This is a genomic window from Mucilaginibacter metallidurans (assembly GCF_003286435.2).
In the GTDB taxonomy this organism is placed as follows: Bacteria; Bacteroidota; Bacteroidia; order Sphingobacteriales; family Sphingobacteriaceae; genus Mucilaginibacter; species Mucilaginibacter gossypii.
In genome coordinates this window covers 6,738,998-6,752,336 of sequence record NZ_CP043449.1, presented here as the reverse complement: position 1 = coordinate 6,752,336, position 13,339 = coordinate 6,738,998, and the positions used below count along the sequence as shown (strand labels likewise).

Here is a 13,339-nt window from a genome sequence, read left to right as displayed (position 1 = left end):
GCCCATTACTTTTCCCTATCGGGCAAAGATAAAAGTCGGGCAGTTAACGCCGCTACAGCAGCTTAAGCATTTGCAACGTTGAAGAGCTTATGGCAAGCCCGGCCATTTAAAATGAGCATTTGATAAGCTGGACGAAAGGGGAAGCATGCCCTTGGCCGAAAATTCAACCGTGACAGTTGCCAATGGGCGGTTAAAAGTGGCCGGTTCAATTGGTACATGCTCGCACATGTCAGGCTCTCACTTTTTTAGCTCCTATTTATCTAGCCTTGCCAATCTGTAATATACTATCTCGCAGGAAGATCCGAATCCTCTTTGTAATTATTGCTGCTAATTGCTTTTTATATGATTATAAATCATGAAATTATTTGTCTTATCTGGATAAATACTGTCTGACATGAAAAAAAACGCAATAATATTGATTACCGGTTTGTGGTTAAGCTGCTTTATCAGTGTGGTTCGGGGACAGGGAATAAAAGATTCTGTACTTAGCCTTCGGTCGCCTGATAAAAATATAACATTCAGGTTCCGTCAAAAAGTTGAGGCCGGGAAGCGTACGATGCACTATAGCGTGGATTATAAAAACAAACCGGTAATTCTGGAGTCAGTCCTCGATCTGCAACTGGATAATGATCTTTCAGAAAAAGCAATGGCATTGAAGGTCGATCAGCATAAAAACTGGTGCGAAAACCTGTTGATCACGGGCGTTTATTCCTCCCGGCATGATACCACATGGGCACCAGTTACCGGAGAGCGGGCTATGATTAGTGATCATTACAACGCAATGAATATTACGCTGGTAAAGGATGACAATCCCATTTATGTGATGCAGGTTCAGGTAAGGGTTTATAACGAGGGGGTAGCATTCCGGTATTATTTCCCCGAAAACCCTAAAGGAACCTACTACAACATCAGGGCCGAAAATACCGAGTTTCACCTGCCTGAAGGCACCCAAGCCTGGTTTGCCAATTGGGCACAAGCGCCATATTACAAACTGCCGCTAAAAAACTGGCCCGGCGAAAGCGAAAGGCCATTAACCATCGAATTGCCTAACGGCCTTTTTGCAGCGCTGGGGAAGCACAACTAATTGATTATGCACGCACCAAATTTAAGCTGAGTGCCGATAAACCATCCACCCTGGTAACCTCTATGTTTGGCGGGCGCAGCTCATATCGCCGGTAGGCACACCATGGCGGGCAATCATGATAGCTGAAAAACCGGGCGACCTGATTGAACATAATTACATGATGTTGAATCTTAATGAGCCATCGGCAATAGCCAATACTAATTGGATTAAACCCGGTAAGATCATGCGGGTAATGGACATGACAACAAATGATGCAAAAACCAATATTGATTTCGCGGTAAAGCATAACCTGCAATATATTCTGTTTGATTGGAAATGGTACGGACCGGCATTTAGCTTCAGCTCGGATGCTACCAAGGTTGCTATACCTGATTTTGACCTCCCCGGTATAATCAAATATGGCAAGGATAAGGGTGTTGGTGTTTGGTTATATGTTAATCAGCAGGCTTTATTAGCTCAAAGTGACAGTTTATTTGCTGTTTATCATAAATGGGGTGTAAAAGGCGTAAAATTTGGTTTCGTACAGCAAGGCTCTCACCGCTGGACAACCTGGGTGGAAAAAGCAATTCAGCAGGCGGCCGCTGCCCAGATCATGGTAAACATTCATGACGACTGGCGGCCAACCGGCGAGCAACGTACCTGGCCAAACCTGATGTCGGCCGAAGGGATCCGTGGTAACGAGGAAATGCCCGATGCCACGCACAATACCGTGCTGCCTTTTACGCGGTATATTGCCGGAGCAGCCGATTATACCATCTGTTATTTTAATAAACGTATTAAAACTACCCATGCCCATCAATTGGCGCTGGCCGCAATTTATTACAGCCCGCTGCAAACGCTGTATTGGTATGATAAGCCTTCGGCGGAGCATAATGAGCCCGAACTGGAATTTTGGAACAAGATCCCAACCACATGGGACGAAACGAAAATAGTGCAGGGAACACCCGGTGAATACATTTCTACAGCCCGCAGGAGCAGAAAAGATTGGTTTGTAGGCACTATCACCAACAATGATGCACGTGAAATCAAACTTGACCTAAGTTTTTTAGAGCCCGGTAAAAAGTATAAAGCGGCTATTTACAGCGATGACCCATCGGTGAATACTGAGACGCACGTTAGGGTCAGCAGTAAAACTGTTAATAGTAAAACAGTATTAAAATTTGCCCTGCTGCCATCAGGCGGCGAGGCGGTGTACCTTACTCCGGAAAAATAATCCATATATATATCATACATGAGCCAACAGCGTAAAAATAATTATGTAATCAGTGCAGATATCGGCGGTACGCATATTACAGCAGCGGTCATTGATCTGGAAAAAAAGATGATCATTGAAGATACCCGTACCCGGTTAACTGTGGACTCCCATGGAACGGCAACTGAAATACTTAAAACTTGGGCGGAAGCATTAACACAGGCTTATGAAAAATTCGGATCTCCGGCTCAGCAGGTTGCCCTGGCCATGCCTGGCCCATTTGATTATGAAAATGGGATTTCACTGATCAAAGACTTGCATAAGTATGAGGCCATTTATGGTTTAAATATTAAGTTATACCTGTCGGAAGAGCTCGGGATAGATGCTGCAGATATCCTGTTCCGAAATGACGCCGAAGCATTTTTACAAGGGGAAGTTGTGGCAGGAGCAGGCACCGGCTCCCGTAAGGTTCTTGGGCTTACGCTGGGCACAGGGTTTGGTTCAGCTTTGTGCGTTGATGGTATTGTGAAAGATTTAAACCTGGGCGGCGAACCTTATAAAGATAGCATTGCAGATGATTACTTCTCTACAAGATGGTTCTTACGGCGATATCATGAAACAACCGGGCTGTCCACTACCGGAGTGAGCTCGCTGATATCAATGTCCAAACACAGCGCTGTGGTCCGGAACATCTTTGATGAGTTTACGGTCAACCTGTCTTTATTCCTCCGGGATATTATCCAAACTGAAGGTCCTGATGTAATTGTTATTGGTGGCAATATTGCAAAAGCATCGGGCATGTTTCTGGATGAACTTACCAGCAGGTTAACAGCATATGATGAAAGTTTAAAAATTAAATTAGCTTTATTGGGAGAAGACGCGGCGCTGATGGGTGCTGCTGCGGCTTTTGATAGCAGGCGAGGACTTAATATCTTATTTAACGCCAATCATCCGGGTAATTAATTTTAACAACAATATGACCAATAAACCAGCTTTTACCGAGAAAAAATTCATCGTAACCTTTGTGTTTGTAACCTCGCTATTTTTAATGTGGGGCTTACTGCATTCCATGACCGATGTACTGAACAAGCATTTTCAAAATGTGCTTAATCTCTCCAAATCCCAATCCGGCTTAATTCAGTTCTCCGTTTTTGGAGCGTATTTTATTATGAGTATCCCCGCAGGATATTTTCTAAAGAAGTTTGGTTATAAACCGGGCGTAATCCTGGGCCTGATTTTATTTGCCCTGGGTTTATTTCTTTTCGTCCCTGCAGCCAATGCAGCCTCATTTACTTTTTTCAGGATAGCCTTATTTATTATGGGCTGCGGTATGGCTACTTTAGAAACTGTTGCGCATCCCTTTGCAGCCGCCCTGGGCGATCAGCGCCGGAGCGACCAGCGTGTAAACTTCGCGCAAACTTTTAACGCGGTGGGTACCATGATCGGTCCGGCCATTGGTTCATATTTCCTTTTAGGTTCGGACACGGTACATTCAACCGATCTTACTTCCGTAAAAACGCTGTATGTAGCTATCGGCTGTGTGATTATATTTATAGCGGTTGCTTTTATGTTTTTAAAAATTCCGGTTTTAACAGATCCGCATGCAGAAACTTCGGCCATCGATCCTGATGCGGTTAACGTAGATGTGGAACCATCAAAAAAACTATATCAGCATTCGCATTTTGTATGGGCAGTGGTGGCACAGTTTTTTAACGTGGCGGCACAGGCCGGCACCTGGGCATATTTTATCAACTACGGTGTGGATATTATGCATTTCAGTAATGAAAAGGCCGGTTACTTTATGATTATTTTTATGGGGATGATGGCGCTGGGACGTATTGTGGGCACCTCGTTAATGACTTATATCGCGCCCAATAAATTATTGGCGGCATTTGCCTGCGGCAGCATCTTAATGTGCCTGATAGTTGTACAGAGCCTGGGCTGGACATCATACATCGCCCTGCTGATGATCAACTTCTTTTTTAGCATTATGTTCCCCACCATTTTTAGCTTGGGGATCAAAAACCTGGGCAGTCATACACAACAGGCTTCATCTTTTATAGCGATGGGGGTAGTAGGCGGCGCGGTATTTCCAATGATAATGGGGCAGATAGCCAATCACAGTGTGGCTCACGCTTATTACCTTCCGATCATCTGCTACGCGGTGATCTTTTTATTCGGCGCTAAATTTTATAAAGTTAAACACTAATGAAAAGCCCGCAGAATTATATCAACCCTCATATTACCTGCCCACCATACTATCACACTCAATAATGTAACGATAACAGCCGAGCCGGTAAATCAGGGTTTTAATAAATAATGGTGTTTTAATCTGCCGGCAAGCGCCGATGTTAAATTGTATTGAATTAGAATTATGAAAAGGTATTGTCTTTATTTTATTTTTTTAAGCTCGCTGATGTTGCCGGATCTGCCGGTAGCAAAAGCTGCTGTTTGGCAATGGTCGGTGCCGGTTAAGCCTGCTGGTACCAAGCGGGATCCGTCAAGGGCTTTTTTATGGATATCGCCGAATTGTAAGCAAGTGAAGGCCGTCATATTCGCCCAAAACAATATGGAGGAGCAATCCATATTGGAAGATCCTCAATTCAGAGGGGAGATGGGCAAGGTGGGTATTGCGGAGATCTGGGTTAGCCCGGCTTTCAATCTTAAGTTTTTATTTAACGAAGGCGCCGGAGATCAGTTTAACGCGTTGATCAATGACCTCGCTGATATTTCAGGCTATAGCGAATTGAAAACAACGCCGGTGATCCCTATCGGGCATTCGGCAGCGGCAAGCGCGCCTTATTATTTGGGTGTCTGGAACCCTTCGCGTACGCTTGCTTGCATCTCGGTAAGCGGGCAATGGCCATATGTAAGAAACGTTTTTGCTCCCGATATCTGGAGTAAAGATCAAAGCCTGGACTATGTCCCTTGTTTGGAAACAATGGGCGAATACGAAGCTGCAAACACCTGGAGCGATGAGGGATTAAAAGAAAGACAGGAACATCCGCTGCTACCGTTGAGTATGCTATGCAACCCGGCGCAGGGGCATTTCGCTGCCTCACCTGAAAAAACCGGTTACCTGGCCTTCTACATTAAAAAAGCCATGCAGTACCGCTTGCCAAAAAGTGTACCGCCGGGTACTGTTCCGAAATTGATTGATATCGATCCGACAAAAACCGGCTGGCTGGTTGATAAATGGCGCTATAATGAATTGCCCGCCGCAGGTGCAGCACCTGTAGGAAGGTATAAGGGCGATGCTTCAAAAGCCTTTTGGTATTTTGATGAAGAAACAGCTCGCGCAACAATAACCTACCAGGCAAAACATCGCAATCAAAAACCACAGTTAATAGGTTATATACAGCATGGCAGGATGGTTGAACAGCGTAATACGCACCAGCAGGTAAACCTGAAATTTGAACCTGAGGCCGATGGCATCACTTTTAAACTCCATACTGCATTTTATGATACGGTACCCGGGGGCAGTCCCCGCTTACCTGTTTGGGCTGGCATGCCGGTTGGTTCCGCTATAGGGCATGCTGCCGGGAATATTCCTATTGCCATTAACCGCATTACAGGCCCGGTTATTAAGTTAAATGATTCCACTTTCAGATTGAGCCCGCAGGCCGGTTTTTGGGAAAATCCGCATAGTTATGAGTTGTGGTTTGCTGCTACCCATCCTGGAGATGCGGATTATAAACCGACCGTACAGCAATCACAGATGCTTGTGCCGCCACACAATACAGCGGGGAAGGAGCAGCATATTACATTTTTACCGGTCCCCAACCAAAAGGCACATGCAAAGGGAATAAAATTGGATGCCAGCTCAGATGCACAGGTGCCTGTAGGGTTTTATGTATTAGAAGGCCCGGCGGAGCTATCAGGCAATACATTAAATATTACTGCTATTCCGCCGAGAAGCCGTTTCCCGGTAAAGGTTACGGTAGTGGCCTGGCAATATGGCAATAGCAGTGAGCCTAAACTGCAAACAGCAATACCCGTAGAACAATCTTTTTTTATTGAAAAATAATTGAAACACTTTAAATATTAACCGTAGTTATGCTTCTTCTAAAAACTCAATGCGGTTAACTTAAACCCAAAGGCAACGGGATAAGCAGTACAGTCTTTCATTATACCCAAAATTGATAGCTGGGAATCAGTTGAAGTCAATATTTAACCGTGCTGCTCAGCGCGACATGAAACTCTAAAGGAATAGAAGTATAGTTCGAAGGCCCTGCTTAATAAGCCAGCAGCCGTTCCATGCTTTCTTCCAATCTTGCCTTGGCTAAAAACTGATCTTCCAAGGCTTTGTTCATCGGGATAGCTGTATCGAGGCTACCGCAGCGCATTACAGGAGCATCAAGATATTTAAAGCAATGTTCGGCCAAATGGGCGGCAATTTCGGCGCCGAAACCGTTGGTGAGCGTATCTTCATGCAAAATCAGCACCCGGCCCGTTTTCTTAACACTGGTTTCCACCGCTTCGTGATCCCAGGGTTGCAGACTGCGCAGATCGATGATCTCTATGGATTGATCGGGATGTTTGTCTGCATACTCCAATGCCCAGTGTACACCAAGGCCGAATGTAATTATACTGGCCTTTTCGCCTTGCTTAATCACATTAGCCTTGCCTATCTCTATCATTACATCATTATCAGGCACATCGGCGCTGATACTGCGGTATAGGTATTTGTGTTCGAAATAAATTACCGGGTTAGGATCGTCAATAGCGGCAAGCAGCAAAGCTTTGGCATCTGCCGGAAAAGCCGGGTAAACCACTTTTAAGCCGGGAGTTTTGGTAAACCAGGCTTCATTGCTTTGCGAATGGAATGGGCCTGCCCCGGTACCTGCACCCGCGGGCATCCGTATTACCACATCAACGCCCTGCCCCCAGCGATAATGCGTTTTTGCCAGGTTGTTAATAACCTGGTTAAAGCCGCAGGTAACAAAATCGGCAAACTGCATTTCAACAACGGCCTTATACCCATTAAGCGCAAGCCCCATGCCTGCACCAACAATTGCTGATTCGCAAATGGGGGTGTTACGTACACGGGCCTTACCAAACTCCTCAACAAAGCCCTGGGTAATCTTAAATGCGCCGCCGTATTCAGCAATGTCCTGCCCCATGATCACCAGGTTGGGGTGTTTGCGCATAGCTTGTTTGAGCCCATCGCTAATGGCATCTATATATCGCTTACTGGTAACCGGCGATGATTTTGGCTGTACAGCAGGAAAGCTGTAAGGCTTGTACATATCCTGCACTTCGGTGGCCACTTCCGGTATAATATCTGTTTCGGCATAAGCCTTTTCAATTTCGGTTTCAATAAGGGCGGCGAACTCCTTACGGATAACAGAGATCATGTCTTTAAACAAAACCCCTTCGGTAATCAGGTACTTTTCAAAGTTTGTGACCGGGTCCTTTCCTGCCCACCACTCAAATAAATTAGTGGGAACATATTTGGTGCCTGATGCTTCTTCATGGCCGCGCATCCTGAAGGTCATACATTCCAGCAAAATGGGGCGCGGATTTTCGCGAATAGCTTTATTAAGTGAAGTTATGGTGTTATAAACTTCAAGCAGGTTATTGCCGTCAATACGGCGGCCTTCAATACCGTAGCCTACGGCTTTATCAACCAGTTCGCGGCAATTATATTGTTCGCTGGTTGGGGTTGAAAGGGCATAGCCATTATTTTCGATCAGAAATATTACCGGCAGTTTCCAAACAGAGGCTATGTTAAGTGCTTCGTGAAAATCCCCTTCACTGGTAGCACCCTCTCCGGTAAAAACAAGGGTTGATTTTTTTTTACCCGATAATAAATCCGCTAAGGCAATGCCATCAGCCAGTGCAAGCTGCGGACCAAGATGGGAGATCATCCCGATGATCTTATACTCCTGGGTGCCGAAGTGGAAGGAGCGGTCGCGCCCTTTGGTAAAGCCCGAGGGTTTGCCCTGCCATTGCGCCATTAACCGCGACAGGGGAATATTTCTCGATGTAAAAACACCGAGGTTGCGGTGCATAGGCAAAATATATTCGTCGGCATTCATAGCAAGGGCGCTGCCAACTGCTATGGCTTCCTGGCCAATACCCGAAAACCATTTGCCAATGCGGCCCTGCCTCAGCAGGATAAGCATCTTCTCTTCAACCATGCGCGGAAACAGCAATTTTTTATAAAATGCCAGCAAAGTATCATTATCGAGGTTTTTCCTGTCAAAAATCATAACGTAAAACTACTGAAGTTTTTAAAACTTTGTATGTTTGGTGATACTATCCAAAAACTATGAAGCGCACCTCTATTTTCATCATTATATTACTGCTCATGATAGGCTTTGCGGCCAGTTCGCAGGATTTTTTCTTATTGCCACATAATTTTTACGTTCACAAAGGCGATAAGCTTAACCTGCATTTGTTGAGCGGCAACGAGTTTAAACCCGAAAATGAATTTAAACTTGCCACAGCAAAGGCAACTAAATTTTTGCTGTATGAAGGCTCAAAGAAAACGGACCTTTCAAAAGTCAGTAACTCTGCCGATAGCAGTCTGCTTGTCTATGAGCTGCAAAACTCCGGGCTTGCACTTTTTGAACTGGTAAGGGATGATGAAACAGAATCGGAAAGGAATAAATTTATCAGGGCGCTTGAAAGTGAAGGCCTCGATAAAATGGCCGAAGAAGCCCGGGCCAGCAGCCAGCAATACTTTGTTGAAAAGTATCACCAGTCAAGCAAAACCCTTATTTCTGTTGATAAAGCTAACGGGAAGGACTTTGATAAACCCCTGGGTGAGGAATATGAAATTGTAATACAGCAAAATCCCTATAAATCAAGCTATGGCGATGATGTTACCGCCCAGGTGCTTTTTAGAGGTAAACCTATGAAGGATGCTGTGGTAATGCAATATGTACGCACTTTGAACGGCACCATCGTTCCGCAAAAATTATTGAGCGACAGCAATGGCCTGGTATTTTTTAAACTGAGCCGGGAGGGGTATATATGGTTAGCTCAACCCATGTTGAACCATCGCAGGATAAAAAAGCCGACTATGAGAATTGGAGTACTACTTTCACCTTTGCCTTTAGCAATACCGATGACGTACCAAATTCATACAGAGAGTTTGGATTTGGGAATAAGCATTGATTTTTTAGCGGCAGCTGCTGGTTTAGTAGCGGGTTAAAAATATGGAGACGTCATTGTAAGTCTTCCCTTTTTGGGGGAGATTTAGAGGGCGCAAAACGTTAATTACCTACCTGCTCGCTGAAACCGCGTTAGTAAGTTTTACAAAATCCTCTACGCTCAATCTTTCCGCACGCAGATCGAGGACAGGTTCATCAGTCAATTTTTCTTTATTAATGAGTGACGATATGGCGTTGCGCAGGGTTTTGCGGCGCTGATTAAAACCCGCTTTTACTATCTGCCAAAATAGCTTCTCGTCGCAATCAAGTGTTTGTTTATCGTTGCGTGTAAGCCTAATCACTGCCGAAAGCACCTTGGGCGGAGGATTAAATACACCGGCCTTCACCGTAAACAGGTATTCCACTTTATAGTAGGCTTGTAAAAACACGCTAAGTATACCATATTCCTTGCTGCCTGGTTTGGCGGCACAACGTTCAGCAACCTCTTTCTGGAACATGCCCACTACCTCAACCACCTGCTGGCGGTTGTCAAGCACCTTAAAAAGTATTTGCGATGAGATGTTATAGGGAAAATTACCGATAATGGCAAAGTTTTCGGGAAAAATGCTTTTAAAATCAAGCTCCAGAAAATCGGCATTGATAAGGCGGGTACCTAATTGCGGGTATTTTTTTTTCAGAAAATCGTACGATTCAGTATCAATATCAATGAGTGATGTTTCGTACTCGCTTTTTTGCAGCAGGAAATCAGACAGTACACCCATGCCCGGCCCCACCTCAAGCACATGGCCGAAACGCCCTTCGGGTTTCAGGCTGTCAACTATCTTTGCTGCTATGTTTTTATCAGTAAGAAAATGTTGCCCTAAATGTTTTTTTGCCCTTACCAATGTCATTATTAATCAAATATTTGAGCAAATTAAATCATATTTGTGCTTTTATCAGGAACTATAAGCTTAAAATCTTTTATTTGCAGGTGTAAAGATAGGTTAAAGGCGAAAGGTTAAAGGTAAAAGGTTTGCTTTAAGTACTGAGCTTTTATAAACCATTAGTAATCATCACTGTTAAAATTCTGTATAATCATTGGGCAATCGGTGAAATCACGAACTAAACGGTGAAATCAACATATAAAAATGAGCGATAAATTGAAAATTGGGATCAGCATTGGCGATGTAAACGGCATCGGTTTAGAGATAATTATTAAAACTTTGGCCGATAGTAAGATTTATGATTATTGTACGCCTATTGTTTACGGGCATACCAAAGTGGCTTCGTTCCACCGCCGTGCAACCCAGGTTAATGAGCTTAATTTTTTGGTGATCAATGATCCTTCACAAACTCATTTTCGCAAACCCAACATGATCAACTGTTGGGAGGAAGATGTAAAGATTGATATAGGGCAGGTTACGGAAGCAGGGGGCAAGTACGCTTTTAAATCATTGGAGCGCGCTGTTTATGACCTGAAGGAAGGTTATATAGATGCCCTGGTAACGGCTCCTATTAACAAGGATAATATACAGAACGATAAATTCCACTTTCCCGGCCATACCGAATATTTACAGCAATACGATGGTGCTGCCGAATCGCTGATGTTTTTAGTGAGCGATACTTTACGTGTTGGCGTGGTTACAGGTCATATCCCGGTATCAAAAATTGCCGAAAGTATTACCGCCGAAAAAATATTGGCCAAACTGAAGCTAATGAACACAAGTCTGCAAAATGATTTCTGGGTGCGCAAACCAAAAATTGCGGTATTGGGGCTTAACCCGCATGCCGGCGATAACGGCCTTATCGGCAGCGAGGAAAAAGATATCATTATGCCTGCTATTGAAGAAGCCCGCTCAAACAATATCCTGGCATTTGGCCCGTACTCGGCCGATGGCTTTTTTGCCAATGGCACTTACCTCCAGTTTGATGCTGTACTGGCCATGTACCACGACCAGGGCCTGATCCCTTTTAAACAAATTGCCTTTGAAACGGGTGTTAATTTTACAGCCGGGTTAAGCTTTGTACGCACTTCGCCCGATCACGGAACTGCGTATGATATAGCAGGAAAAAACCAGGCTTCTGAGATCTCCTTCCGCGAAGCGCTGTTTACAGCTATCCACATTGTAAAGAACCGCAAGGAAGGGCTGGAACTTAATGAAAATCCACTTTTATTCAGCAAGCTAAGCCGCGACAGAGATTAAAAAAGCCTTGTAATAGTAATGTTTCAATTTAATTACCGTTAAATTAAAACATTTACGCTGCTTGTTGCATTTACATGACTGAATGAATAATTTTCTTAGCCGCATACGTTCAATAGATGCATTCCGCGCTGTAACAATGTTCCTCATGATATTTGTGAATGACCTGGATGGCATTCCGAATACCCCAACATGGCTTAAACACGCGGGCTCAAATGTTGATGCGCTGGGTTTGGCCGATACTATTTTTCCCGCGTTTTTATTTATAGTCGGGCTTTCAATTCCCTTTGCTTTTCAAAACAGGTTAAAGCAGGGCGACAATTTCAAGCTACTATCACGAATAGTGAGCCGCTCGTTCGCGCTCATTTTTATAGGTTTTTTTCATGCTAACATGGAAACCTATAATGAAGCTACCACCCTGTTACCCAAGCCCGTTTGGGAAAGCCTGGTAACATTCAGTTTCTTCTTTATTTTTTTAGATTACGGCAAGGACACGTCACCAACTAAACGCTATATGTTGCAGGGCTTCGGTATATTGTTACTTGCAGGCATGGCAGCCCTCTATCGTACCAGCGACCCGGACATACCTGGCTTCACTTTACCTGGTGGGGTATTTTAGGCCTGATAGGATGGTCATACATGCTTTGTGCGCTTATCTACTACTATTCCGACGGGCATTTGTGGGTGCAGCTGGCGGCCTGGATGTTCTTCATTTTCTTTAACCTGGATGTGCACTTCGGCTTTCTTGATTTTATCGACAAGCTGCAGGGCTATATCTGGATTGCCGGCAACGGCGCCATGCAATCGTTCACCATGGCAGGGGTATTTATTTCGGTATTGTACATGCGCCTCAAGGCCAATAACGAAATGAAGATGCTTTGGGTGGCCATGATCCTGATTGCAATAATTTTGTTTAACCTGGGCTTTATAGTGCGCTATTTTAGTGGCGGCATCTCTAAAGAACGCGATACCCCTTCATGGGTGCTCATTTGTACCGGCATTAGTTTGGTGGTATACGCCTTTTTTATTTTCCTGGTTGATGTTAAAAATAAATACAACTGGTTTAAGGTGATAGAACCCGCCGGCACCAACACTTTTACCTGTTACATAGTGCCCTTCCTGTTTTATCCCATATATGAAATGAGCAGGATAGGCTACCCCGAATACCTGAGCCAGGGCACCGGGGGCCTCATAAAATGCATTGTATTTGCTTTTGTAATGGTATGGCTCACGGGATTGCTGGATAAGATCAATATCCGGATCAAGATATAAACAAAGCTACTTTGTTTGATATGTTCTGATAACATTACCGGTTTGCGGATCTATGATAACAGCGGTATCGCACCAGTTAAATAATACAAATTCGTTTTGCTTATTGACAAGTGCTCCTATAAAGGGGCAGAAATCGCCGTTGTGATAGAGCGGTACATCTTTTATCTGCCATAAAAAATCGCCGGTTCTGCTAAAGGCAAAAACATTACGACGATCACGAACATTGTTGGGTATTTTCAATGTAACAACTAAAATACCATCAACTTCAAAAATTTCCTCGATTGGATATTCAAAATCGATGCTATTATCCTCGGAAAACGTTATTTGATTGCCATTTTTAGAATAAGCCATTGTTAATTTTTGAATTAAATGGACACTATCAGTTTTTTTTCGATTTAAAATGTAAAATATATGTATTAAAAATCAAACCAATACCACGGTTAATTGCATTTAACACATTAGTGTTTATATTTGCGTTCGCAAAAAAACA

The 13,339-nt window shown here is 44.0% G+C and carries 12 protein-coding genes; 9 read left to right on the top strand and 3 right to left on the bottom strand.

Going from position 1 to position 13,339, the window contains the following annotated elements; genetic code table 11:
• Nucleotides 1-394 precede the first annotated feature (394 nt).
• The 5 genes from DIU38_RS33645 (at nucleotide 395) to DIU38_RS29045 (ending at nucleotide 6,303) form a co-directional block, all read left to right on the top strand.
• Nucleotides 395-1,084, top strand: coding sequence for a glycoside hydrolase family 97 N-terminal domain-containing protein (locus tag DIU38_RS33645; RefSeq protein WP_208809205.1), 690 nt, complete (start codon nucleotides 395-397; stop codon nucleotides 1,082-1,084).
• Nucleotides 1,085-1,199: 115 nt separating this feature from the next.
• On the top strand, nucleotides 1,200-2,297 hold the full coding sequence (locus tag DIU38_RS33640) for a glycoside hydrolase family 97 catalytic domain-containing protein (RefSeq protein ID WP_208809204.1): 1,098 nt from the start codon (nucleotides 1,200-1,202) through the stop codon (nucleotides 2,295-2,297).
• Nucleotides 2,298-2,315: 18 nt separating this feature from the next.
• Entirely contained in the window at nucleotides 2,316-3,239 is a 924-nt protein-coding gene (locus tag DIU38_RS29055) for an ROK family protein (protein ID WP_112658848.1), read from the top strand.
• Nucleotides 3,240-3,252: 13 nt separating this feature from the next.
• The gene (gene fucP, locus DIU38_RS29050; protein ID WP_112658850.1) at nucleotides 3,253-4,485 is read left to right on the top strand and encodes an L-fucose:H+ symporter permease; all 1,233 of its coding nucleotides are present in this window, start codon (nucleotides 3,253-3,255) and stop codon (nucleotides 4,483-4,485) included.
• Nucleotides 4,486-4,650: 165 nt separating this feature from the next.
• Nucleotides 4,651-6,303 (top strand): hypothetical protein, encoded by a 1,653-nt coding sequence (locus DIU38_RS29045; protein WP_208057662.1) that lies wholly within the window; start codon nucleotides 4,651-4,653, stop codon nucleotides 6,301-6,303.
• Between the two features lie 208 nt (nucleotides 6,304-6,511).
• Here the strand turns inward: DIU38_RS29045 and DIU38_RS29040 are convergent, their stop codons facing one another.
• Entirely contained in the window at nucleotides 6,512-8,491 is a 1,980-nt protein-coding gene (locus DIU38_RS29040) for an alpha-ketoacid dehydrogenase subunit alpha/beta (protein WP_112658854.1), read from the bottom strand.
• 59 nt (nucleotides 8,492-8,550) lie between these two features.
• Between DIU38_RS29040 and DIU38_RS29035 the strand changes: the two genes are divergently transcribed.
• Complete coding sequence (locus DIU38_RS29035) at nucleotides 8,551-9,438, top strand: DUF4198 domain-containing protein (RefSeq protein ID WP_149354199.1); 888 nt, start codon at nucleotides 8,551-8,553, stop codon at nucleotides 9,436-9,438.
• A 69-nt stretch (nucleotides 9,439-9,507) separates the two neighbouring features.
• Here the strand turns inward: DIU38_RS29035 and rsmA are convergent, their stop codons facing one another.
• On the bottom strand, nucleotides 9,508-10,287 hold the full coding sequence (rsmA, locus tag DIU38_RS29030) for a 16S rRNA (adenine(1518)-N(6)/adenine(1519)-N(6))-dimethyltransferase RsmA (RefSeq protein ID WP_091167303.1): 780 nt from the start codon (nucleotides 10,285-10,287) through the stop codon (nucleotides 9,508-9,510).
• Between the two features lie 237 nt (nucleotides 10,288-10,524).
• On the opposite strand from rsmA, the gene pdxA reads away from it, so the two are divergent.
• From pdxA to DIU38_RS29015, 3 genes are all read left to right on the top strand, one after another.
• Entirely contained in the window at nucleotides 10,525-11,580 is a 1,056-nt protein-coding gene (pdxA, locus tag DIU38_RS29025; RefSeq protein ID WP_112658858.1) for a 4-hydroxythreonine-4-phosphate dehydrogenase PdxA, read from the top strand.
• A gap of 82 nt (nucleotides 11,581-11,662) precedes the next feature.
• Nucleotides 11,663-12,196 (top strand): DUF5009 domain-containing protein, encoded by a 534-nt coding sequence (locus tag DIU38_RS29020; protein WP_149354198.1) that lies wholly within the window; start codon nucleotides 11,663-11,665, stop codon nucleotides 12,194-12,196.
• Between the two features lie 20 nt (nucleotides 12,197-12,216).
• Nucleotides 12,217-12,849, top strand: coding sequence for a hypothetical protein (locus tag DIU38_RS29015; RefSeq protein ID WP_149354197.1), 633 nt, complete (start codon nucleotides 12,217-12,219; stop codon nucleotides 12,847-12,849).
• 6 nt (nucleotides 12,850-12,855) lie between these two features.
• Here DIU38_RS29015 and DIU38_RS29010 read toward each other — a convergent pair whose 3' ends face one another.
• On the bottom strand, nucleotides 12,856-13,200 hold the full coding sequence (locus DIU38_RS29010; RefSeq protein ID WP_091167295.1) for a hypothetical protein: 345 nt from the start codon (nucleotides 13,198-13,200) through the stop codon (nucleotides 12,856-12,858).
• Nucleotides 13,201-13,339 lie beyond the last annotated feature (139 nt).

Excerpts from the sequence above, each read along its gene's own strand:
- rsmA (WP_091167303.1), bottom strand. The coding sequence starts at position 10,287 with ATGACATTGGTAAGGGCAAAAAAACATTTAGGGCAACATTTTCTTACT.
- DIU38_RS29035 (WP_149354199.1), top strand. The coding sequence starts at position 8,551 with ATGAAGCGCACCTCTATTTTCATCATTATATTACTGCTCATGATAGGC.
- DIU38_RS29040 (WP_112658854.1), bottom strand. The coding sequence starts at position 8,491 with ATGATTTTTGACAGGAAAAACCTCGATAATGATACTTTGCTGGCATTT.
- DIU38_RS29045 (WP_208057662.1), top strand. The coding sequence starts at position 4,651 with ATGAAAAGGTATTGTCTTTATTTTATTTTTTTAAGCTCGCTGATGTTG.
- DIU38_RS33645 (WP_208809205.1), top strand. The coding sequence starts at position 395 with ATGAAAAAAAACGCAATAATATTGATTACCGGTTTGTGGTTAAGCTGC.
- DIU38_RS29015 (WP_149354197.1), top strand. The coding sequence starts at position 12,217 with ATGCTTTGTGCGCTTATCTACTACTATTCCGACGGGCATTTGTGGGTG.
- DIU38_RS29020 (WP_149354198.1), top strand. The coding sequence starts at position 11,663 with ATGAATAATTTTCTTAGCCGCATACGTTCAATAGATGCATTCCGCGCT.
- pdxA (WP_112658858.1), top strand. The coding sequence starts at position 10,525 with ATGAGCGATAAATTGAAAATTGGGATCAGCATTGGCGATGTAAACGGC.
- DIU38_RS33640 (WP_208809204.1), top strand. The coding sequence starts at position 1,200 with ATGATAGCTGAAAAACCGGGCGACCTGATTGAACATAATTACATGATG.
- DIU38_RS29010 (WP_091167295.1), bottom strand. The coding sequence starts at position 13,200 with ATGGCTTATTCTAAAAATGGCAATCAAATAACGTTTTCCGAGGATAAT.
- fucP (WP_112658850.1), top strand. The coding sequence starts at position 3,253 with ATGACCAATAAACCAGCTTTTACCGAGAAAAAATTCATCGTAACCTTT.
- DIU38_RS29055 (WP_112658848.1), top strand. The coding sequence starts at position 2,316 with ATGAGCCAACAGCGTAAAAATAATTATGTAATCAGTGCAGATATCGGC.